At 64.5% G+C, this 26,782-nt stretch carries 1 protein-coding gene; it reads left to right on the top strand.

Features of this window, described 5'->3' with window-relative positions:
- The first annotated feature begins 151 nt into the window (after window positions 1-151).
- Window positions 152-26,728, top strand: a complete 26,577-nt coding sequence (locus EHW12_RS15185; protein WP_125051073.1) for a non-ribosomal peptide synthase/polyketide synthase — start codon at window positions 152-154, stop codon at window positions 26,726-26,728.
- The last annotated feature ends 54 nt before the right edge of the window (window positions 26,729-26,782 follow it).

The raw sequence follows: 26,782 nt of genomic DNA, 5'->3' as shown, positions 1-26,782 counted from the left end.
GATGACCTTCGGCTGCGCTCTCGCAGGATCGCCACATGGTTTCCACTCGATATCGAGGCGGTGCGATGTTTCTCTTCAATCCCCGAGCCACACTTCCCGGCGCTGATCGTGACAACGCTGATCGTCACAACGCTGTGTGGGGGTGGTCGTGATGGATACCGACAAGAGGATCGACCCGCTCACCGGATCGCGAAGCCTGCCGGCAGGAGCGTTCCCCCTGTCTGCGGTGCAGCGCAGCATGTGGTTTGCGCAGCAACTTCACCCGACGGTCCCGTACTTCATCGCGCAGTACATCGAGTTCCACGGCGATTTGGACATGCAACTGCTCAGTCGCGCCGCGGTGGAGGCTGCCCACGAGTTCGAATCGCCGTTTCTACGGTTGATGTACCCGGATGGGGAGCCCTGCCAGATCGTGGACTTCACAATCGACCCGGGCATCGACTACTTCGACTTCCGCGAGCGTGAGAACCCTCGGCAGGCTGCCTCGGAGTGGATGGACAACGATTACGCGACGACGCTCGATCTGACTCGCGATCGTCTCGTCGAGATGACAATTCTTCAAACTGGTGATCGGGATTACCTGTGGTACACCAGGATTCATCACGTCGCTCTCGACGGATACAGCGGTATGACGATCGTCAATCGGATTGCGGCGATCTACACCGCAGCCGTCGAAGGTCGAGAGCCTGCGGTGAACAAGGCGCTCGACGTCACGACGCTGTCCGAGCTCGACCAGAAGTACCGCGAATCGAGCCGATTCGAAGCCGACCGCGAGTACTGGGCCCAGCGTGTGTCGGGCGTCGAACACGGTTCGACATTGGCCACCCGTGAGGGACCCCCGACTGCACGCAGTGAGCTCGTCAGTGCCGCGATGTCGGCGAACAGCCTTGCTGCCTTGGACGAATGGAATTCACGTTCCGGTGCAACTCCGGCCGCAGTGTTGATTTCGGCGCTGGCGTGCTACCTGTCCCGCAGTACCGGCTACGACGACGTGCTGATCAACCTGCCGGTTTCCGCGAGGACGACGGCACCGCTGCAGCGGTCCGGCGGAATGCTGGTCAACGTCGCGCCGCTACACATCCACGTAAACCCGGACGAAAGTGTCGACGATCTGGTCGGGCGCGTGCAACTCGAACTTCTCGGTGCGCTTCGTCATCAGCGATGCAGCCTCGAGGACATCCGGCGTGATGCCGGTCTGACCGTCGGCGACGCGCGTCTGTCCGGCCCGATGATGAATGTGATGCTCTTCCGGCAGGAGATAACCCTCGGGCCACTGACCGGTGAGTATCACATCGTCACGTCGGGTCCGGTCGAGGATCTGCTGGTCAACGTGTACCAGAGCGGCGATCCGGCGCAGACGTTGATCGACTTTCGCGGAAACCCCAATCGCTACGGCCACGACGAACTGGCCGAGCACCACCGGGCGTTCACCGAGTTGGTCGCAGAACTGACAGCAGCACCGGCCGGTACGCCGATGAACCGGATTCATCCGGCAAGTGCCGAGGCAGGGGCGCGCAGTGCACAGCGCAGGGAACTCGAGCGGTTCTGGGCGAGATACCTGGGGGACTCCGACGAGGGCTCCACACTGGACCTCGAGACACTGGGCCTCGAGCGAATCGACTCCGAAGCGGAGCCCACCGGTACGAATCGGCTGAGCGTCCCACTCGATCCCGCGGTCGCCGAACTTGCGCGCACGGAAGGCGTCTCCCTCTTTGCCGTTGTCCATGCCGCATTTGCTGCGTTGCTGTCGAGATCGACCGAGCGCCGGGACGTGCTGATCGGAACGAGGACCGAGTGGGGAACTCTGCCCCTGCGCTGCGAGGTCGATCCGGCGGCGCCGTTCGACGAGTTCGTGAGTTCTCTTGCTCGAGAACGCGATACGTTGTCGATTCGATCGGCGGCAGGTGTCCCCGCACTGCCCGAGTTGCACGTCCACCTCAACGACGGCTCGCAGGAGACCACGATTGCCGGCCTCGACGTGGCGATCGACGTCCATGCAGATACCGGCGCCCTCGAGGTTGCGTACTCCACGCAGCACTACGCCGAATCCACGGTCCGAGCCTTCCTCTCGCGACTGGTGCGGATCCTTGCAGGCGCAGCAGCAGCCCCGCGAACGCCGGTCGGAGACCTCGATCTCCTCGACGACTTCGAGCGTGAGTCCCTGGTACCGGCGCGAGGAGCGACCGCGTCCTCCCCGTTGACTCTCCCCGATATTCTCCGCCGGGCCTCGGCTGTGAACCCCGATGCCCCAGCGCTTGTTTTCGGTGATCGTGAGGTGAGCTACCGGGATCTCGACGCCGAGTCGAACACACTCGCCCGTGAACTGATCAACAGGGGAGTCGGCCCCGGAACCTATGTCGCCCTTGCGCTGTCGAGGTCTCTCGAATCGGTGACCGCGACGTGGGCGGTGGCCAAGACCGGCGGTGCCTTCCTCCCGATCGATCCGCACTACCCCGAGGATCGTGTTCGGCACATGCTCACCGATTCGGGAGCTGTAGTCGGAATCAGTGTGGGGGAGCACCACGGCGGGCTCGCCGATTCGGTGGATTGGCTGCTCCTCGACGAACTGGACACCTCGCACCATTCCGATGCACCGGTCGTCGACGCCGAGCGGCGTACGCGCCTGAGCTACGACGATCCGGCATACCTCATCTACACGTCCGGCTCCACCGGTGTCCCTAAAGGCGTCGTGGTCAGTCACCGCGGGCTGAGCAGCTTCGCCGACGAAGAACGAGTCAGGTTTGGAGTCGAACCTGGAGACCGCACCCTGCATTTCTCTTCGCCGAGCTTCGACGCTTCGGTCCTCGAACTCCTCCTTGCCTTCGGGGGCGCGGCAACGATGGTGATCGCGCCGCCCACCGTGTACGGCGGCGACGAACTGGCACAGGTGATGCGTATCGGACGGGTCACCCACGCTTTCGTCACCCCGGCCGCGCTGGCAACAGTCGATCCCGCCGGCCTACCGGATCTACGAGTGGTCGTGACCGGCGGCGACGCATGCTCACCCGCGCTGGTGGATCAGTGGTCACACGGACGCTCGATGTTCAACGCGTACGGACCGACCGAAACCACCGTCGTCGCCACTCTGACCGGACCGCTGAGCAGCGATGTTCCCGTCACCATCGGGAAGCCGATGCGCGGAGCCGCAACCGTCCTCCTGGACTCGCGGCTTCAACCGGTGCCGATCGGTGTCGCCGGCGAGCTCTATGTGAGCGGTGTCGGTTTGGCGCGCGGGTACCACGCGCGTGCCACGATTACGGCCGAACGATTTGTGGCCGACCCCAACGGTGTTGCGGGAGAGCGCATGTACCGCACGGGTGACCTCGCGCGGTGGAACGGCGAGGGTGAGCTGGAGTACCTCGGCCGGAGCGACTTCCAGATCAAGATCCGCGGTTTCCGCGTCGAGCTCGGCGAGATCGACGACGTGCTGCGCCGCCACCCGAGCGTCGCACAGGCAGTCACCGCCGGAGTTGCGGGCCCGAGTGGGGAAACACTGTTGGCGGCGTACGTCACGGCGGCTGCGGGCACACACATCGACAACTCCGAGCTGGTCGCCCACGCGAGATCTTCGTTGGCAGCCCACATGGTTCCCGCGCGGATCGTCGTCCTCGACTCCATTCCGTTGACTCCGGCAGGAAAGATCGACAGGAAAGCGTTACCGGACATCGATTCTGTGGGCGGGTCGGCTGAATACCGTGCCCCCGAGACCTCGACCGAGAAGCGAATTTCGGCGGTGTTCTGCGATCTGCTCGGTATCACCCGGGCGGGAGCAGACGACAGTTTCTTCGACCTCGGCGGTGACTCGTTGATCGCGACCCGCGTCGTGTCGCGGGTCAACGGAGCTCTCGGAACGACGCTGAGCGTTCTCGACCTCTTCGAGGCGCCGACCGTCTCCGCTCTGGCAGCACGTGCCGACCTCGCGGACTCGCGGAACACACGTGCCCCGGCACTGACGCGTATCGATCGCCCTGACCGGATACCGGTATCTCTGGCGCAGCAACGAATGTGGCTGACCAATCAACTCGATCCGAGTTCGCCGGCGTACAACATTCCGATCGCGGTTTCGATGACCCGCGATCTCGACGTCGATGCACTGTTCACCGCGCTGCGGGACGTCATCGTTCGACACGAGATCTTGCGGACCGTTTTCCCCGAGAGTGCGCGTGGCCCCGTCCAGCACGTTCTCGATGTGGACGAGATGTTCGATCATCTCGAGGTGGAAACGGTACCTGCCGCAGCGACCTCGGCGCGGGCGAGTGAGCTCGCGCGAGAGGGATTCGACGTCAGCGAATCGGTGCCGATCCGCGCGACTCTGCTCGAGGTGAACGAACGCGAGCACACCTTGGTCCTCGTCGTGCACCACATTGCAGCAGACGGCCTGTCGATGGCGCCGCTGGCTCGTGACGTGATGGTGGCGTACGCCTCGCGGGCGAGCGGACGCGTGCCGGCGTGGCTGCCACTCGAAGTGCAGTACGGCGATTTCAGCGAGTGGCAACGCGGAGCGCTCGGTGAAGCGTCCGACCCGGATTCGATTCTTGCCGAGCAGTTGCGGTTCTGGTCGCACACGCTCACCGAACGCGGTGAGCTCGCGGAACTGCCGATGGATCATCCGCGCCCTGCGGGTGTCTCGCTGCGCGGTGACGATCTCGATTTCCGGATCGACTCCGCGACGTACCGCCGGGTCGGCGAGATCGCGGCGCGCAGCGATGTCAGCGTGTTCATGGTGATCCACGCCGCGCTGGCCGTCCTGCTCAGCCGAGAATCCGGAGCGAACGACATCACGATCGGCACTCCGGTGGCCGGGCGGAGCGAGCGCGCTCTCGACGACGTCGTCGGAATGTTCGTCAACACGGTGGTGCTGAGGACGGTTCTCGAGGGGGGACTCACCTTCGGTGAAGTTCTCACCCGCGTCCGCGACGTCGACGTGGCGGCCTTGCAGCACACCGAAGTGCCGTACGACGTACTCGTCGAATCCCTCGCAGACAACCAGGCGCCGCTGTTCCAGGTGATGCTGGTGATGCAGGGCGCCGCTCCCACCGAGGTCACTTTGCCCGAGCTCGAGGTCACGGTCGACGAACTGTCGACGGGCGCGGCAAAGTTCGATCTTCAGGTCATTCTCACCGACCGCGGCGACCATCTCGACGGCCAGTTGAACTACGCCAGCCAGCTTTTCGACTCGGACACCATGTCCGGCCTCGCTGATCGCTTCACGATGCTCCTCGACGCGGTAGCTGCCTACCCGGAATCCGTCGTCGGCGACGTCGATCTCACAGCTCCGGGCGAGGCGGAACTGGTCCTCGAGCGTTGGAATGCCACCGAACACGCCGTACCGATCACCACCCTCTCGGACCTGGTGGCGGAGCAGGCAGCCCGGACACCCGAGGGGGCCGCGCTGGTCTACGGCGAGCGGACACTGACCTATGCGGAGTTCGACGCGAGGGTCGGTGAACTTGCCAGAACCCTCATCGCCCGCGGGGTCGGCCCGGACATGCGCGTCGCGGTGTCGATTCGACGGTCACCGGAACTACTCGTCGCGGTCCACGCCGTGATCCGTGCCGGTGCGGCATACGTCCCGGTGGATCCCGATCATCCCGCCGAGCGCATCGCGTACGTCTTCGACATCGCGGAACCGATCTGCGTGCTGAGCCGGCCCCAGGACCACGGCGCTTTTCCCGCGCGAGTCCCGATCGTGGACGTCGATCTCGATCGTCAGGTGTCCACGACGGCGCCGATCACCGACGCTGATCGGCTCGGACCCCTGCGCCCGGACAATGCTGCTTACGTGATCTTCACGTCCGGATCGACGGGTCGACCGAAAGGTGTTGCAGTATCACACCGTTCGATCGTCAATCGCCTGCTGTGGATGCAGGACACGTACCCCCTTCACGCGTCGGACGTGGTGCTGCACAAGACTCCGGTAACCTTCGACGTCTCGGTGTGGGAACTGTTCTGGCCCCTGCAGACCGGCGCGCAGTTAGTGATCGCGGAACCGGACGGGCACCGTGATCCCGGGTACCTGTCGGTGTTGATTGCCGACAGAGGCGTCACGACGGCGCACTTCGTTCCGTCGATGCTCGCGGAATTCGTCGCTGCCGCGACTGCCGGGCAGTGTGCGAGCCTGCGTCAGGTGTTCTGCAGCGGTGAAGCCCTCGCGCCTACCACTGCGGAGGCGTTCACCCGTCTGAGTTCTGCGGGACTGTTCAACCTGTACGGACCCACGGAGGCTGCCGTCGACGTCAGCGCCGCCGAATTCACCCCCGACATGACCGTCACCGTTCCCATCGGTGCGCCCGTGTGGAACACCCAGCTCTATGTCCTCGACGGGCGGCTGCATCCGGTTCCGGTCGGCGTTCACGGCGAGCTGTATCTGGCGGGAGTGCAACTGGCGCGTGGATACCTCGGGCGCAGTGATCTCACCGCCGACAGGTTCGTGGCCGACCCGTACGGCCCGTCTGGCACCCGGATGTACCGAACCGGTGATGTCGTCCGGTGGCGCGCCGACGGGCTGCTCGACTATGTCGGTCGACGCGATTTCCAGGTCAAGATCCGCGGCCAGCGCATCGAACTCGCCGAGGTCGAAGCAGCATTGCTCAGGCTGCCCGGTGTCGCGCAAGCTGCTGCTCTCGTCCATCACGACGACGTGGTCGGTGACAGTTTGGTCGGCTACGTCATCGCCGACACCGGCACTTCGATCGACACGGACGGCCTACGCACCGAGTTGAGAGGTCTCCTTCCGGCCTACATGGTTCCCGCGGTGGTCATCGCCCTCGACGTGTTCCCTCTCGGTTCGACCGGCAAGCTTGATCGGAAGGCTCTGCCCGCGCCCAGCTTCGACAGCTCGCAGACGTATCTGGCGCCGCGAACACCGCTCGAAGCGCAGTTGGCGGCGATCTTCGAGGAGCTTCTGGAATCCGGGGCAGTCGGTGTTCACGACAACTTCTTCGAGATCGGCGGAAACAGCCTCGTCGCTGCACGCGCTGTGGCGCGCGTGAACGATTCGCTGTCGTTGAACTTGTCGATCAGAGAGTTGTTCGACGCGCCGACCGTTGCGCAGTTGGCGGTCGAGTGCGCCACGGCACGAGGGGGACCGGCAGTCCTTCCGCTCGAGGCATTGCCGCGGCCACAGACGATCCCGCTGTCGCTGGCACAAAAGCGCATGTGGTTCGTCAATCAATTCGACGTCACGTCCGCGGCGTACAACGTCGCCATAGCGATCAGGCTGAGAGGCCGGTTGGACGTTGCCGTGTTGGAGGGCGCGATCACCGACGTGCTTACTCGCCACGAATCGCTGCGCACGCTGTTTCCCATGGTCGAGGGAGTGCCGGCGCAGGTGATCGTCGAACCCGGTGAAGCGTTGGGCGCGCTGCCGGTTGTCGCCGCAAACGCCGAAGCGGTACTCGGGGAGATCGAACGTCTCACCTCGAGGGGCTTCGACGTCACGCAGGCTCCACCGATCAGGGCGGAACTGATCGAGGTCGACGAAGAAGATCACGTCCTGACCGTGGTCGTCCATCACATCTGCGCCGACGGATTCTCGATGGCACCGTTGGCGTTCGACGTGATGAGCGCGTACTCGGCAAGGCATCGAGGTGAGGCGCCCGACTGGTCTCCTCTTCCGGTCCAGTACGCGGACTTCGCCATCTGGCAGGAAAGGGCTCTCGGTCGGATCGACGAAGCGGACAGCACTCTTGCCGGTCAGCTCGAGTACTGGACACGTCAACTGGCGAGTGTTCCCGAAATTCTTGCGCTCCCCGCAGATCGACCGCGTCCGCGTGTGCAGGATCTCTCGGGCGGCGTCGTTCGATTCGACATCGATGCCGGCATCCACCGTCGTCTGAGCGAAACCGCGATCGAACACCGAAGCAGTATGTTCATGGCGGTACACGCCGCATACGCAGTGCTCGTGGCGAGATTGTCCGGCATGGAAGACATCACGATCGGCTCACCGATCGCCGGGCGCGGAAATGCCCTGCTGGATCCGATGGTCGGTATGTTCGTCGGCACGTTGGTCCTGCGCGCCGACGTCGACCCCGCCGCCTCGTTCACCGATCTGTTGGCCAGAGTTCGCAGCACCGACCTCGACGCCTTCGCTCACGCAGACGTCCCCTTCGAGCGCGTCGTCGATGCGCTGGCTCCGGAGCGGTCGACGTCGCATTCACCGTTGTTCCAGGTGATGCTGGAGTTCAAGAACACCACTCGGCCAGCAGTTCGTCTGACGGATTTGGACGTCGAGGTCCTCGAACTCGAATCCGCCGTCTCGAATTTCGATCTGCAACTCACGCTTGCCGAGACCTTCGACGACGACGGCCGGCCGGCCGGAATCGAGGCCGGGTTCACCTACGCCAGCGCCCTGTTCGACGAGTCGACCGTCGAAGGTTTCGCTCGATACCTGGTTCGGATTCTCGGTGCTGTCACCGAGTCACCGCACACGCCGGTCGGCGACATCGATCTCGTGAGTGATCTCGACACGATTCGCGCCGTCGCACCGGAACTTCCCGAGCAGGTTCACTTCTCGACGTTGCTCGAGCGGAAGTACGTCGACGAACCGCAGAGGGCTGCACTGATTTTCGGCGACCGCCATCTGACCTACTCCGATCTGGACCGCCGCGCCAACCGGCTTGCACGACTGTTGATCAGCCGCGGGGTCGGTCCGGAATCCGTTGTCGCCCTGGCATTACCACGCTCACTGGAATCCGTGGTCGCGATCTGGGCGGTTGCCCGGTCCGGCGCTGCATTCGTACCCGTCGACCCGGCGTATCCCGTCGACCGCGTGCACCACATGATCAACGACTCGGGAGCGGGCGTCGTTCTCACCACCGCCGAGCATGTGGGTGTCGTCCCCGACGAGGCAGACGCCGTTCTGCTCGATCAGGCAAAGACACTCGCAACCCTCGAACAGATCGGTGATCAGCGGATAGATGCCTCGGAGCTGCTGGCTGCGGTGTCCCTGGACAACCCGGCCTATGTCATCTACACCTCCGGTTCCACCGGCGTCCCCAAAGGCGTCATGGTCACTCACCGTGGGCTTTCGGCACTTGCCGAGCAGGAACGCAGTCGCTTCCGCGTCGAGTCGACCTCGCGCACGCTGCATTTCAGCTCACCGAGCTTCGACGCCTCGATTCTCGAACTCCTGATGGCTGTTGGTGCCGGGGCCACGATGGTCATCGCCCCACCGAGCATCATCGGCGGAACCGAACTGACGAGTCTGATCGCCGACCAGCACCTCACGCACGCCTTCATCACACCAGCCGCACTGGCCACGGTCGATCCGAGCGGACTGAACGAGCTGGTGTGCATCGGAACCGGCGGCGACGTCTGCCCACCCGACCTCGTCGCCGCCTGGGTCAGCGATCACCGGATCATGATCAATGCCTACGGACCAACCGAATCGACGGTCGTCGCCAGCATCACCGAGCCGATGTCCCCGACCGATCGAGTCACGATCGGTCGCCCGTCGACAGGCATCACCGCGTGGGTCCTCGACAATCGCCTGCACCGCGTCCCGGTCGGAGTGACGGGAGAGCTGTACGTCAGCGGCGACGGACTCGCCCGCGGTTACCGAAACCGCGCCGGCACGACCGCCGAACGATTCGTGCCCAATCCCGCGGGCAGTGCGGGCACACGGATGTACCGAACCGGCGACCTCGCCAGGTGGAACAAGAACGGCGAACTCGAGTACCAGGGTCGAGGCGATTTCCAGGTCAAGATTCGCGGATTCCGCATCGAACTCGGCGAGATCGAGGCAGTTCTGGCTCGCTATCCCGGCGTTGCACATTCCGTGGTGACCACGCTCGAACGTGACGGAGGCGCCGCACGGATCGTCGGATACGTCGTGCCTGCCAACGACGCTCAGACTGTGGATCCCGAGGCCGTCATCGCGTTCGCGGGCTCGGCTCTGGCCCCGTACATGGTTCCTGCGGTCGTGGTCGTTCTCGACGAACTGCCGATGACTGCCAACGGAAAGCTCGACCGCCGAGCCCTGCCGGTTCCCGACTTGCGAGCAACCCAGGCACGCTCGCGGGCCGCCGAATCCGATACCGAACGCACGCTGGCCGCCTTGTTCGTCGATGTCCTCGGTGTCGAATCGGTGGGCGTCGACGACTCGTTCTTCTCGATGGGCGGCGATTCGATCATGTCGATTCAGCTCGTCGCCCGTGCCCGCGATGCCGGGCTCGTCTTCACCCCGCGTGACGTCTTCGAGGTGAAATCGGTCGCCGGTCTTGCGGTTTTGCTGGCATCGACCAAGGACGACGAACCCGAGGTGCTCGAGGAACTTCCCGGAGACGGCGTGGGCCACGTGCCGTTGATGCCGGTGGCTCAGTGGTGGCTCGACCGGCTCGGCTCCGATCTCCGAGGTCTCGATTCGTTCTCCCAAGCGACTCTTCTCAACGCGCCGCACGGGCTTCACAGTGTGGAGCAGTTGACCGCGGCTCTTCAAGTTGTTCTCGATCGTCACGACATCCTTCGCGCACGCCTCGAGCTCGACGGCGAGCGCAGGCTTGTTGTCGGCGAGCCGAGATCTGTTGCAGCCGAGGATATTTGCCGGGTGATCGAGGTAGAGGCCGAGCCGGGCACCGCGGTGTTCGACGCGGCGATCGTCGACGCACTGGACGGTGCGCGCCGAGAGCTCGACCCCGGCCGGGGCGTGATGGTGCGGGTCGTCTGGTTGTCCGGCGTGCACAACACCGGCCGGCTGCTCCTGGTAATCCACCACCTCGCCGTCGACGGTGTCTCCTGGCGCGTCCTCGTGCCGGAACTTGCGTCGGCTTTCCACCGCATCGATGCAGGCGAGGAACCGGAGCCGTCGTACTCGGGCACGTCGGTTCGTCGTTGGTCGCATGCGCTCCGCGACATCGCGCCCGATCGAAGAGTCGAATTGCCCCGGTGGCGTTCGATACTCGAAGGTGCCGACCCGCTGATCGGAACCCGGCCGCTGGACCCGCGGCTCGACACGTTCGATTCGGTCGGCCGAGTTGTCGCCGACGTACCCGTCGAACTGTCCGACACAGTCCTGACCACGCTTCCGGCGCTTTTCGGTGGATCAGTCAACGACGGTCTCGTTGCTGCTCTCGCACTGGCACTGACGCAGTGGAGGCAGGCACAGGGCATACGAACCGACAACGTACTCATCTCGATGGAGGGCCACGGACGCGAAGCTCACGTGGTGCCCGGTGCGGACGTCCTGCACACGGTCGGCTGGTTCACCAGTGTCTTCCCGATGCGAATCGACCTCGCCGACATAGACATCGCGAACGTGTTGAGCAGCGGCTCCGAGGCAGCGGTGGTTCTCAAGCGGGTCAAGGAAGAACTGTTGGGAGTTCCGGACAGCGGCATCGGCTACGGAGTTCTGCGTTATCTCGACGAGGTGGGCCGAGCGGAACTGGAAGATCTCCGCCAACCGCAGATCTCGTTCAACTATCTCGGTCGCTTTTCCGGCACCGAAGCAGGAGAGTCACTGGGGGACTGGGCACTTGCGCGTGACGTCGATCTGGAAGAGGCAGCTCGGTCCGCCATGCCCGTGGGTTCGGTCCTGGACGTCAACGTCGTCACCACCGAGATCTCGGGCGCACCGCACATCGGTGCCACTATCGCCTATCCCACCGGCGTGCTGGCAGAGCGCGATGCTCGCGCCATCGCCGACCTCTGGGTGCAGGCGTTGCGCGCGCTGGCCACCTATGCCGAACACAGCGAACGCGGGGGACTCACCCCGTCGGACATCGACCTGATCGACCTCGACCAGGATTCCATCGACCACCTCGAGCGCGAGTTCCCGACACTGACCGACGTCTGGTCCCTCTCACCACTGCAATCCGGACTGCTCTTCCACGCCCGCTACGCCGAACACACTGTGGACGCGTACACCGTCCAACTCGCACTCGAACTCGACGGCGTCGACGCGTCCCGGTTGCACCGTGCCGCACAGGCACTGCTCGACAGACACGAGAACCTACGCGCGGCGTTCACGACCGACACCGGTGGACGATCGGTGCAGGTGATCAACGCAGACGTTGACGTGCCGTGGACCGAGATCGACATCTCTCCGTTGGCCCCCACCGAACAGGCGACCGAGATACGCGAGCTTCTCCATGCGGATCGGGTCCGCGGCTTCGACATGGCCACTCCGCCCCTGCTGCGGTTCCTGCTTCTGCGAACCGGTGACGACGCGTATCGGTTGATCCTGACCAACCACCACATCCTCCTCGACGGATGGTCGATGCCGCTGCTGGTCCGCGACCTACTGACGCTCTACGCGACAGACAGTGATCACAGTGCCATCCCACGCGTACACCCCTACCGGGACTATCTGAGCTGGATCAGCACTCGCGACGACAGCGTGTCGATCGAGGCCTGGGGCGAAGCACTCCGCGGACTCGACGACCCGACGCTGCTCACCGGAACTCACGCCGTCGACGAGGACGGCGCTACCTCACTCTCGACGACCACAGCGCTCGGAGAACGTGAGACGGAACTTCTGCGTGGATTCGTCCGCTCCCGTGGCCTGACGACAGCCTCCTTGATCCAGGTGGCCTGGGGAATCGTGCTCGCCGAACTCCTCGGCCGCGACGACGTCGTCTTCGGTGGAACCGTCTCCGGCCGACCACCCCAGGTGTCCGGCGTCGAGTCGATGGTGGGTTTGTTCATCAACACCGTCCCCGTCCGAGTTCGCCTCGATCCGCGAGAGTCCCTGGCGGCGCTGTGCGTTCGCGTCCAAGCGGAACAGGCGCGGTTGTCCGATCACCATCATGTCGGGCTTTCGCATATCACTTCGGCTGTGGGGTCCGCTGCATCGTTCGACACGCTGACTGTCTTCGAGTCGTATCCCGTCGACCGCGGTGGACTCTCCTCCGGTACCGACATAGCCGGAATGCACGTTCTCGACGTCCACGACGCCGAGGATGCCGCGCACTATCCACTCGCGATCGTTGCCTCTGCGGCAGACGGGCGACTGCGGCTCAAATTCGGGTATTTCCCGGGAGTCCTGGGCGATCACGACATCGACGCGATCGCCGACCGGCTGCTCCGCACCCTCGAGCTGATCACCGCGCAACCGGATCTCCCGCTGGCGAAACTGCGCCTGATGCCGGATTCGCAAGTGCAGCAATTGGTTCCCGCGCGCGGCCGGCAGGGCCGCTCGGTCAGGACACTCGATCGCATCTTTTCGGACACCGCGAGCAGATTCCCCGAACGGGTCGCACTGTCCTGTGGTGAGAGAAAGATGACCTATCGAGAGCTGGACGAGGCGTCGAACCAGTGGGCGCGCGTGCTCATCTCGGAAGGCGCCGGCCCGGACTCACGGGTGGCGATCTGTGTGGAACGCTCCTTCGAATCCGTCGCAGCGGTCTGGGCGATCACCAAGACCGGCGCCGCCTTCGTGCCGATCGATCCTCGCTACCCGAGTGACCGGATCTCGTTCATGCTCGAGGACTCGGCATCCTCGCTCGGATTGACCACGGCTGCCCACAGACCCGGCGACGGCGGTGTGACGAAGTGGCTCGAACTCGACGACCCGACGAGCATCGCTCGGCTCTCCGGAGTATCCGCGGCGCCGCTACGCGAGGACGAGCGCCGGGGAACCCCGCGGTTGGAGAACACCGCCTACCTCATCTACACCTCGGGCTCGACCGGCCGACCCAAGGGCGTCGTCGTCACGCACACCGGTCTCGAGAACTTCGCCGACGAACAGCGTCATCGCTACGGTCTCACCGAGAATTCACGCGCACTGCATTTCGCCTCTCCGAGCTTCGACGCCTCCGTTCTCGAGTACCTGCTCGCCTTCGCCGTCGGCGGCGAACTGGTCGTAGCTCCCACCACCGTCTACGGAGGAACCGAACTGGCCGACGTTCTCCGCGAGGGACATGTCACCCACGCGTTCATCACGCCTGCAGCGCTGACGTCGGTGGATCCCGAGGGAATCGACGAACTGACCACCATCACGGTGGGCGGCGAGGCGCCCTCGGCGGACCTGGTGCGCACCTGGGCGCCGGGAAGATCGTTCGTCAACGTCTACGGACCCACCGAAACCACCATCTCCTGCAACCTCAGCGACCCCATCCCGGCCGGCGAGAAGGTCTATCTCGGACCGCCGAACCGCGGATTCAGCGAGGTCGTCCTCGATCGCAGACTTCAACCGGTGTCCGTCGGAGTTCCCGGCGAACTGTATGTCGCCGGAGTCGGACTCGCGCGCGGCTATCACGGGCGCTCACCACTGACGAGCGAACGATTTGTCGCCAACCCGTACGGCGAGCCGGGGGAGCGGATGTACCGCACGGGCGACGTGGTGCGCTGGCGCAGCGACCGCACCATCGAGTACCTCGGACGCAGCGACTTCCAGGTCAAGATCCGCGGCTTCCGTATCGAACTCGGCGAGGTCGACACGGCGTTGGGTCAGCTGCCCGGCGTGGAGTACGCGGTCACGTTGGCGGTGCGCGGACCCTCCGACGAGCAGGCCTTGGCGGCATATGTCGTCTGCGACGACGAACGCCGGGTGAGCGCCGAGGACATCCGGGCGGCGGCACGGGAGCTACTGCCGGCACACATGGTGCCCGCAAGCGTCGTCGTGCTCGACGAACTACCGCTGACCGGCGTCGGCAAGGTCGATCGGGCTGCTCTTCCGGCGCCTCGTTTCGACACCGATGCCGAGACACTCACGGCACCGGCCACCGAGTTGGAACGGCTGGTGGTGGGCGTTTTCGAGGACGTGCTCGGAGTGTCTCCGATCGGTATCGACACTCACTTCTTCGACGTCGGCGGAAACTCACTGACCGCGACCCGCGTCATCGCCCGCGTCAACGCACTTCTCGGCACCGACATCGGCGTTCGAGGACTGTTCGAGTCTCCGACAGTTCGGCAGCTCTCGCGTCTGGCGGAGAGCGTCGGCCGCGGAGAGAACCCCAGACCACCGTTGACTCGGCGATCCCGCCCGGACCCACTGCCCGTGTCACTGGCACAGAAGCGGATGTGGTTCCTCAACCAGTTCGACGTGACGTCCCCCGCCTACAACGTTCCCCTGGCAGTGCGCCTCGACGGCGATCTGGACTTCGCCGCATTGCAGGCCGCGGTAGCGGACGTACTGGGGCGCCACGAGAGCTTGCGGACGAAGTTCCCCTCGATCGACGGACAGCCGGTTCAGCAGGTGATGTCCAGCGACGAGGTCATGCCGATCCTGGAGCCGGAAATCGTCACTGCTGCCAGAGTGTCCGATCGAATCCTCGAGCTGGCCTCGGCAGGCTTCGACGCCTCGGCCGAAGTTCCGATCCGCTGCGCGGTCCTGCGCGTCGACGGGGACGAGCGCAGGCACGTACTCGTGATCGTCGTCCACCACATCGTCGCCGACGGGTTCTCGATGAACCCCCTCGCAGCGGACGTGGCAGCGGCTTACGCGGCCCGCAGTGCCGGCAGTGCGCCGAACTGGTCGGAACTGGTCGTGCAGTACGGCGACTTCGCTGTGTGGCAGCACGAAGTGCTCGGCTCCGAGGAAGATCCGGACTCGGCTCTGACCCGTCAGCTCGATTACTGGAAGGACCGACTCGCGGGACTGGGCGAGCCGATCGCGTTGCCGACGTCGTTCCCACGTCCGGCAAAGCCGTCCATGGTCGGCTCGGTCCACCGGTTCGCGGTATCGCCGCAGACCCATCGGGCGCTGACCGACCTGGCACGTGAGCACGGCACCACCATGTTCATGCTCATGCACGCAGCACTGGCGGTACTTGCGGCGCGCCTGGCCGGTACCGAGGACATCGCCATCGGGACACCCGTCGCCGGCCGCGGCGAGGCCGAACTCGATCACCTGGTCGGTATGTTCGTCAACACTCTCGTGCTGCGAACACAGATCACGCCCGACGCGTCGTTCGAGGACGTCCTCGCCCAGGTTCGCGAAGGCGACCTCGGCGCGTTCCAGCACACCGATTTGCCCTTCGAAAGGTTGGTCGACGCACTCGACCCGGAACGCTCGACTTCGCACACTCCGTTGTTCCAGATCCTCATCGAGTTCCGCAACAATGCACTCCCACAACTCGAATTGCCGGGGCTGTCGGTCTCGGGAGTCGAGTTCGACCTACCCGTCGCCAAGTTCGATCTGCAACTCTCGGTCACCGAGCGTTACGACGCGGATGGCGGAACGGATGGCATCGACGCCGAATTCATCTACGCCACAGACCTGTTCGACGGTGACTTGATCGATTCGTTCTCACGCAGACTGCTCACCATCCTCGAGGCGGTCTCCCGAGAGCCGTCGACTCCTACCGGTGACATCGACGTCGTGAGCGCCGACGAGCGTCGACAGATGCTGACCGAGTGGAACACTCACGCCGAACCGGCTCCAGCGGACAACATCGCGGACCGATTCTTCGAGGCTGTTGCAGCACATCCGTCGTCGACCGCGGTCAACGACAGCGACGGCGCCATGACGTACGCCGAACTGGACGGGCGCGCTAACCGCCTGGCCCGACTCCTGATCGGCCGCGGTATCGGTCCGGAATCCGTGGTTGCCGTTGCAATGCCCAGAACCACCGATCTCGTGCTCGCCCTCGTCGCCGTCATCAAAACCGGAGCGGCATACCTGCCGGTCGACATCACCTACCCGGCCGAGCGCATGCGGTTCCTCTTCGACGACGCGCGGCCGGTATGCCTGGTCACGACCGGAGACTTCCGAAGCGACCTACCTTCGGAGATCATCGAATCCGGCATAGACGTCGTCGAACTCGGATCGCCGGAGATCGCGGTACGCCTCGATCACTCCGCGCCCCGTCGCATCACCGACGCGGACCGGACGACACCACTTCTGCCCGACGCGATCGCGTACATCATCTACACGTCCGGATCCACAGGGCGCCCCAAAGGTGTCCAGGTCAGCCACCGAAACGTCCTGACTCTGATGGACAACACCGCCCCGACGTTCGGGTTCGACAACACGGACGTGTGGACCATGTTCCACTCGTACGCATTCGACTTCTCCGTCTGGGAGCTGTGGGGGCCGCTGCTACACGGCGGCCGACTGGTCGTCGTCGACTACTACACGACCAGATCACCGGACATGTTCCACGAACTGCTCCGCCGTGAGCGAGTGACGGTCCTGAACCAAACGCCCACCGCCTTCTACCAACTCGCCGAAGCCGACCGTGCGTACTCACCGAACGGCACCGGTCCCGACCTTGCACTGCGCTACGTCGTCTTCGGTGGCGAAGCGCTCGACCTCGGGCAGTTGCGCAAGTGGTACGACAGGCGGGCCGACACGGCTCCGACGTTGGTCAACATGTACGGGATCACCGAGACGACAGTGCACGTCAGTCGAATCGCACTCGACCGCAACGACAGCGAGCACGCGTCGGCGAGCATCATCGGGCGAGCAGTACCGGGATTGTCCGTCTACGTACTCGATCGGCGACTGAACTTGGTACCACCAGGTGTCGTCGGCGAAATGTACGTCGCCGGTGATCAGGTGACTCGGGGATACCTCGGGAAACCCGCATTGACTTCGGTGCGGTTCCTTCCCGATCCATTCGGTAGTTCGGGGGATCGAATGTATCGGAGCGGGGACCTGGCGAGGTGGAACGACGCGGGGCAGTTGGAGTACGTGGGCCGCAGTGATTTCCAGGTGAAGGTGCGTGGTTTCCGCATCGAACTCGGAGAGATCGAAGCCGCAATGCTCCGCTGCCCCGGCGTCGCTGCCTCGGTAGCACTTGTTCGGACAGAGGGAGCGTCACCGCGGATCGTCGGGTACGTGGTCGCCGAAACAGGCAGTACCGTCGATTCAGCGACGGTGACCGACTTCGTCGCCGCCGAACTCGCGGAGTACATGGTGCCCACCGCGATCGTCGTCCTCGAATCGCTTCCACTGACGGTCAACGGAAAGCTCGACCGACGCAGCCTCCCGGCTCCGGACTTCACCGTCACGGGACCTACCGAGGCGACGCGGGCGCCGGCCACCGCTACCGAAGCGGTCCTCGCGGACCTCTTCGCGGAGGTGCTGGGTCGGGGCAGTATCGGAGTGGACGATTCCTTCTTCGGTCTCGGCGGCGATTCGATCATGTCGATCCAACTCGTCTCACGGGCGAAGTCCGCAGGCCTCGTCTTCACTCCGCGGGACGTCTTCGAAGCGAAGACCGTGGCCGGCCTCACCAAAGTGCTCCTCATCGAATCATCGGAAACGGCACCGGTTCTCACGGAGCTACCCGGCGGGGGAGCCGGCCCGCTACCGCTCACGCCGATCATGGAGTGGCTCGTCGAACGCAGTCGCGGTGACCTGAGCACGATCCGCAGTTACAGCCAGAGCGCGCTGATCGCACTGCCCGCGGATGTCTCCGGCCCCGCGCTGGAACGAGCATTGCAAACGATCCTCGATCGTCACGACGTGCTGCGGGCGCGCCTGGACGCCGCGACTCACCAACTCGAGATCCGCGAGCCAGGGAGCATCACCGCCCCCGACATCCTGCGCCGAACCCCCATCGTGTCCACCAGCGGCGAAGAATTCGTCGCCGCTGCGGAAACCGCGATGCAGGACGCATCCAGCCGCCTCGATCCCGAACACGGGAAGATGATCAGCGCAGTCTGGTTGGATCCCGTCAGCTCGAACGGCAACCGGGCCGAAGCCGGACGGTTGCTCCTGGTCCTTCATCACCTCGCGGTCGACGGTGTGTCCTGGCGCATGCTCGTCCCGGGCCTGGTCACTGCTTATGCCTCGGCGTTCGACGGAGAAACACCGATACTTCCGCCGGGTGGAACGTCGATACGTCGCTGGGCGACAGCGCTCGCCGAGACCGCTGCGCAGCGACGCGACGAGATCGACCTGTGGTCGAGAATGCGGACCGACGAGCCATTGCTCGGGGCACGCGGGCTCGACCCAGCCGTCGATGTCGGAGCCACCGTCGACCGCGTCAGCGTCGACGTTCCGACCTCCGTGACCGAGAACGTCATCTCGACGGTGCCTCAGCATTTCGGAGGCTCGGTGAACGACGGGCTGCTCGCTGCTCTCGCGATTGCCGTCACCGCCTGGCGTCGATCGCGCGGACAGCGCAGCGGGGACGTGCTCGTCAACCTCGAAGGGCACGGCCGCGAGGAGAACGCCGTACCGGGCGCCGACCTCTCGCGCACGGTCGGCTGGTTCACCACCTTGTTCCCCGTCCGGATCGATCTCACCGGACTCGATGTCGTCGATGCACTGGCCGGGGGATCAACCGCCGCCTCCGCCGTGAAACTCGTCAAGGAAACGCTGCTCGGCCTGCCCGACAACGGAATCGGGTTCGGCATCCTGAAGTACCTCGATCGAAACGAGGAACTTCGTGAGCTGCCCACGCCGCAGATCTCGTTCAACTACCTCGGACGATTTGCCGGCTCGGATCCCGAGCACGGCGAAGTGCCGTGGCTGCCGATCTCGGAAGTGACCCTCGACGAAGCGCACAGCGGCGAATTGGCCGCCGCGTCGGTGCTCGACATCAACGCCGTCACGACCGATACCGCACACGGTCCGATTCTGCGCGCTACGTGGTCCTTCCCCCGCGGCATTCTCAGCGAGGCCGAAGTCACCGAACTGGCGGAGCTCTGGGCCCGAGCACTGGGCGCACTGAGTGAATACGTGGAGGAACACTCCGAGCGCGAGCTCACGCCCACCGATCTCGATCTCGTCACCGCGGATCAACAGAGCATCGAACAGCTCGAGCGCAGATTCCCCGACCTGACCGACATCTGGTCACTGTCACCTCTGCAATCGGGCATGCTCTTCCACGCCCAGTTCGACGAAACCGAAATCGACCCGTACATGGTGCAACTGACCCTCGAGCTCGGGGGTCGGGTGGAGGCGCCGCGCCTGCGCCGCGCCGCGCAGGCCTTGGTTGATCGTCATCCGAGCCTGCGCGCGGGATTTGTCTCCGCACCGGGAGGGCGGGCACTGCAGGTGATCCGTTCCGGTGTCGACATCGGCTGGGCCGAGATCGACCTGTCCGGGGCCGAAGACAGTGAAGTCGCGTTCGGTCAGCTGCTCGAACGCGATCGCGCTCATCGTTTCTACATGGAAACAGCCCCGTTGATCCGCTTCATGCTCGTGCGAATCGGACCGGACACAGCACGCCTCGTCGTGACGAACCACCACATCCTGCTCGACGGCTGGTCCACCCCGCTGTTGCTTCGAGACCTGCTCACTCTCTACGCAACCGACGGTGACCCCGAGATTCTGCCCCGAGTTCAGTCGTATCGCGACTATCTCTCCTGGATCTCGAAGCAAGAACCCGAGACTTCGCTACGGGCGTGGCAAGAAGCGCTACGGGGCGTCGACACGTCCACCCACCTCTCGAGGGCAGACACCGCCGCCGAAACCGTGGCAAGTGAAATCCACTCGTACTCGCTGCCGACAGAACGAACCGAGACTCTTCGAGCGTTCGCGCGAAGCCGCGGTCTGACCATGGCGACCCTGGTACAGGTGGCATGGGGAATCGTGCTCGCCGAACTTCTCGGACGCGACGACGTCGTCTTCGGCGGAACGGTCTCAGGACGCCCACCACAGGTGTCCGGCGTGGAATCGACAGTCGGCCTGTTCATCAACACGGTGCCTGTCCGAGTCCGCCTCGACGCCCGAGAAACCCTCGCCGAACTGGCCATTCGCGTCCAATCCGAGCAAGCGTCATTGCTCGACCACCACCACATCGGACTGTCGGACATCGCCGGAGCAGTCGGCGCCGCCGGTTCCTTCGACACCCTGACGGTATTCGAGTCGTATCCCGTCGACGAGACAGCCCTGACCGCCGAAACCGACATCGCGGGAATGCACGTTCTCGGCATCGACGGACGCGACTCGGCGCACTATCCGATTGCCGTGGTGGCGTCCGAAAGTGACACGCTGAATCTGAAGATGGAGTACTTGCCGACGCACTTCTCCGCCCGCGAAGTCGCCAAGATCACCGAGCGCGTGGGCATCGTCCTCGGGCAACTCGCCTCGGCACCAGATCAGCCGCTGGCCCGTCTGCAGGTTCTCACGGAGTTCGAGAGCCGTGATCTTGCGCCGGTCTTCGGCTCCCCGGGGCGCTCCGCGCGAACGCTCCCAGAGATTCTCGCCGACGTCTCTGCCACCTATCCCGACCGCATCGCGCTCTCGGCCGGCAGCCGTTCCATGACCTACGCCGAACTGGACCGGCGCTCGAACCAGTTGGCCAGAGCCATGATTCGCCGCGGCGCCGGGCCCGAGACGTCGGTTGCCATCGGCATCGAAAGGTCCGTCGAATCCGTACTCGCGGTGTGGGCGGTGGCCAAGACCGGCGCAGCGTTCGTCCCCGTCGACCCCACCTATCCGGCTGACCGAATCGAACACATGCTCAGCGACTCCGAGGTGTTGTTCGGGTTGACCGTCGTCGACGCCATCGACACACTTCCACCCATCGTGTCCTGGTTGGTGCTCGGAGAAGAGGCATTCGACGACGACGTCGCCACCAGTTGCACGCTGCCGATCACCCAGGACGAACGGCGTGCACCGGTGGTCATGGACAACGCCGCCTACGTGGTCTACACCTCGGGATCCACCGGCCGACCCAAGGGAGTTGTCGTCACCCACACCGGACTCGACAGCTTCGCACTCGACCAGCAGCGTCGATTCCACGCAGATCACCACTCTCGAACCCTGCACTTCGCCACCCCCAGCTTCGACGGAGCCGTCTTCGAGTACCTGCAGGCATTCGGTGTCGGAGCAACCATGGTGATCGTCCCGACCGACATCTACGGCGGCGCCGAACTGGCAAGTCTCATCCGCCGCGAACACGTCACTCACGCGTTCGTCACCACGGCAGCACTCGCCACCGTCGACCCGGCCGGCCTGGACGAGTTCCGGCACGTCGTCGTCGGGGGAGAGACACTACCGCCGCATCTCGTCGGCCTCTGGGCTCCCGGACGAGAATTCGTCAACGCCTACGGCCCGACCGAGACAACCGTCATGGCAGACATCAGCGAACCCATGACAGTGGGCGCACCCATCACGATCGGTGGACCGATCCGCGGCGTGCACGAGATGATCCTCGATTCGCGCCTGCAACCTGTACCCGTCGGAGCTCCCGGTGAGCTGTACATCGCCGGCATCGGCCTGGCTCGCGGATACCACCGGCGTCCCGGCCTGACCAGCGAGCGATTTGTCGCCGACCCCTTCGGCAAGCCAGGCGACCGGATGTACCGCACGGGCGACATCGTCTCCTGGCGAAGCGATCACACCATCGAATACGTCGGGCGTAGCGACTTCCAGGTCAAGATTCGCGGATTCCGCATCGAGCTCGGCGAGGTCGACGCCCAGATCACCGCAATGGCGAGTGTCACGAATTGCGTGACACTCGGCGTCGACGGACCGGCCGGCGCCACAGTTCTCGCGTCCTACCTCACCGTCGAGGAAGGATCGACGCTGACCGGGGCAGAGATCACCGCGCACCTCGCCGGACGTGTTCCCTCGCACATGGTTCCGGCCAGCATCATGATCGTCGACGAGCTACCGCGCACCGCGGTCGGCAAGCTCGATCGAAAAGCGTTGCCGACGCCGGAGTTCACCGGAACCGGTGTGGAATTCCGGGCGCCCGGCACCAGCCTCGAACGTCGGATCGCCGATGCGTTCATCGACGTACTCGGCGTCGAACGGGTCGGCGTCGACGACAATTTCTTCGAGCTCGGCGGCAACTCGCTGATCGCCACTCGCGTGGTCTCGCGGCTCAACTCCGCACTGAACATCGACGTCGGGGTGCGCGTGCTGTTCGAGGCACCGACGACGGCTCAGCTCGCCGAACGGCTCTCCAGCGCTGTCACTGCCGTCGGCACTGTGCCGCTCACTCCCATGGAGCGCAGTGGCAGCGTCCCGCTCTCGTTGGCGCAGAAGCGCATGTGGTTCCTGAACCAATTCGACACACGCTCAGCCGCGTACAACATCCCACTAGCTGTTCGCCTCACCGGTGACCTCGACGTCACGGCCATGCAACAGGCCATCGCCGACGTCGTCGAGCGGCACGAAACACTGCGGACGGTGTTCCCCGCCGTCGGCGGCGATCCGATTCAGCAAGTGCTCACCGTCGACGAGGCAGTACCGCCGGTCCGTGAAATGACGTTGGGGGAGGACGAACTCGCAGAGCGCATGCAACGACTCGCCACGACCGGCTTCGACGTGTCGGTGGACCTGCCGCTGCGCGTGGCACTGTTCCGACTCGACACCGCTGAACCCGTTCACATTCTGTTTGTCGTGGTCCATCACATCTGCGCCGACGGTTCGTCGATGGCGCCGCTCGCACGCGACGTGATGACGGCCTACCTGGCGCGTACGGCAGGGATCGAGCCCACGTGGGCGCCGCTCGAGGTGCAGTACGCAGACTTCACGTTGTGGCAGCATCGCGTCCTCGGATCGGAAGACGACCCGGAATCCGTCATCAGTCGCCAATTGCACTACTGGAGTGAGCAACTCGCCGGACTCGACGACGTCATCGCACTGCCCGCCGACCACCCGCGACCCGTGCAACAGACCTTCCACGGTGACCGATTCACCTTCGACATCGACGCGAACACCCACCGCGCCCTCGCGGACCTCACCAGGGCAAACGGTGTCACGATGTTCATGGCGCTGCACGGCGCGCTCGCAGTGCTGATGTCCAAGTTGTCGGGCGCCGACGAAGTCACCATCGGCACACCGATCGCCGGCCGAGGTCAGGCAGCGCTCGACCATCTCGTCGGAATGTTCGTCAACACACTGGTCCTGCGAACCAGCGTCGATCCCGACATCACGTTTGCCGACCTGTTGGAGCACGTCCGGGAAATCGACCTGGCCGCATTCCAGAACTCGGACCTGCCATTCGAACGGCTCGTCGACGTCATCAACCCAACCAGATCCACGTCGTACTCACCGTTGTTCCAGGTCGCCCTCGAACTTCAGAACAACGAACCCGCACATTTCCACCTACCCGGCCTCGACATCGACGGACTGACCGTGGAAACCAAATTCGCGAAGGAGGACCTGGAGCTGATCGTCGACGAGAAGTTCGACGAGTTCGGCATCCCGGCTGGGATGTCCGCAGCCTTCGACTTCGCAACCGATCTCTTCGAACCCGCCACCATTCGTCGGTTTGCCGACCGACTGCGCCTGATCCTGGACGCTGTCGGACGCGAACCCGCAACACGTATCGCCGACATCGGCATCCTCGGCGCCGACGAAACAGCTGCCCTGGTGCCGGCATCCGGTGCCGCCGCGACTCGAGCGCGGGTGTGGCCGGAGATCCTCGCCGAAGCAGTCGCCTCGAACCCGGATGCCCCAGCCCTCTCGAGTCGCGAGAGGTCGATGACCTACCGCGAGCTCGACGAGGAATCGACGAAGCTGGCGCGCGCGCTGTGTCGGCGCGGCGTCGGTCCCGAAGATTTTGTGGCGCTGGGTCTGCCGCGGTCCACTGCGGAGATCGTCGCGATCTGGGCGGTCACGAAAACCGGTGCAGCGTTCTTGCCGGTCGACCCGAACTATCCCGACGATCGCATCAACCACATGCTCGACGATTCGCGGGCCGTACTCGGCATCACCGACGACGCTCACCGCAGTCAACTTCCCGACACGGTCGAGTGGATGGTCCTCGATGAAGCCGAGACCGTCGACGAGATCGACGCCCAGAGCGCAGCCGCGATCACCGATCGCGACCGCACGATCCCCTTGCATCACGGGCATCCCGCGTACCTGATCTACACCTCGGGTTCAACCGGGAAGCCGAAGGGCGTCATCGTCACCCACCTCGGGTTGTCAAACCTCAACGCCGAGGAACATCAGAGATTCAACGTCCAGCCCTATTCGCGGATCTCTCACCTGGCATCACCGAGCTTCGACGCCTCGGTCTTCGAACTCATGATGGCGTTCGGCAGCGGAGCGTGCCTGGTCGTCATCCCACCGACGGTCTTCGGCGGATCCGAGTTGGCCGAAATCTTTGCCGACGAACACGTCTCACACGCGTTCATCACTCCGACCGCGCTCAGCTCGATCGAAAGCTCCGCGCTACCCGAACTCCGCGTACTCGCAGTCGGTGGCGAGGCCTGCCCACCCGAACTCGTGGACATCTGGGGCCGCGACCGTCGCATGTTCAACGGATACGGACCCACCGAATCCACCATCCAGGCCAGCGTCAGTGAACCCATGCGGCCGGGCAAGGACATCAACATCGGACGACCGGCCATCGGCTTTGCCGGACTGGTCCTCGACGGGCACCTCAAGCCCGTGCCGGTGGGAGTCATCGGGGAGCTGTACGTGACCGGCCCCGGACTCGCCCGGGGATACCACAATCGTCCCGACCTAACCGCCGACCGATTCGTCGCCGATCCGTTCGGCGAACCAGGCCAGCGGATGTACCGCACGGGCGACCTGGTGCGCTGGCGCTCCGACAGCACCCTCGAATACCTGGGCCGCAGCGACTTCCAGATCAAAGTCCGCGGATTCCGCATCGAGCTCGGCGAAATCGACTCTGTCCTGATGGCACACCCATCCGTCTACTTCGCCGCCACACTCGGGCACGAAGCGCCGTCGGGGGAGACGATGATCGCCTCCTACATCCAGCCCGTGGAAGGACAGACCGTCGACGACTGGGAGCTTCGCCGCCATCTGTCTTCTCGCCTGCCCGCGCACATGGTTCCCGGCGCGATCGTCGTCGTCGACCGCATTCCGGTGACACCGGTCGGCAAGCTGGACCGCAAGGCACTGCCGACCCCGAGCTTCGAGCGACGCACGGTCCCGTACGCACCGCCGACAAACAACACCGAACGAACGGTCGTCGACATCTTCGAGACCGTGCTCGGGCACGAGCACATCGGCGTCGACGACGACTTCTTCGAACTGGGCGGAACGTCGATCGTGGCCACTCGAATCACCATCGAACTCGAGAAGCGTCTCGGGATGCGAGTGCCGTTGCAATCGCTTTTCCTGGATCCGACACCTGCCGGAGTCGCCCGGGCTGCCGACGGAATGGACGCACACTCGCCGGACGATTCGTCGGATCTTCTCGCCCCGATGATCACGCTGCGCGCCGGATCCGATCGTGCACCACTGTTCTTCGTCCATCCGGGTATCGGATTGTCCTGGGGTTACGCAGAATTCGTCAAGCATCTCGAGCTGGATCAACCCGTCTACGGTCTTCAGCTACCGTCCCTGAGCGGCGGGCCCAGCTTCGACTCGCTGACCGAACTCGCCGACGACTACGCGAATCGCATTGCAGCCGTGGCATCGACCGGCCCGATCCATCTGGCCGGCTGGTCGCTCGGCGGCGTGATCGCACACGCCGTGGCACACAGCCTCACTCGGAGCGGACGTGACGTGACTCTGTCGATACTCGACAGCTATCCGTCGTCGGATTCCGATCAGCCCGCAGAACTCTCGGTCTCCGAACTACTGGCCGGGCTCGCGATGCCGGCGGGATCCAAGACGGTCGAGACCTTCGAAGAAGCGGCGGAATTGCTGGAGCAGACCCTGGGTGCCGGAATCGGAATCGAAGCGGAGCATCTGGCGCGGATCAGTCGCGGTTACTCCCACTCCGTCGAATTGACGAATCGGCACCAACCGCCTGTCCACGTTGGAGCCATCGAGTTCTTCGTAGCCGGAAGATCTACGGAGAACGGACACGATGTCGCCGAATGGCGAAGGTTTGTAGAAGGGGACATCCGAGTCACCGAAGTCGATTGCGAACACAACCAGATGATCGAACCGGGTCCGGCGGCAACCATAGCTGTACGATTGCGAGAAGTTATCGCTCAGTGGGGTGTCTGAACCAGGTTCGACATGGGTATGAGTGAAACACACAGGGTGATGGACCCCGGGTGG

Origin of the sequence: Rhodococcus sp. NJ-530, from assembly GCF_003860625.1 — a bacterium.
GTDB classification, from domain to species: Bacteria; Actinomycetota; Actinomycetes; order Mycobacteriales; family Mycobacteriaceae; genus Rhodococcus_F; species Rhodococcus_F qingshengii.
Note: the sequence above shows the minus strand (reverse complement) of the source record. Positions and strands in the feature narration are given on the sequence as shown.

Bases quoted from the DNA above. Each gene is read 5' to 3' on its own strand.
- EHW12_RS15185 (WP_125051073.1), top strand. From the start codon at position 152: ATGGATACCGACAAGAGGATCGACCCGCTCACCGGATCGCGAAGCCTG.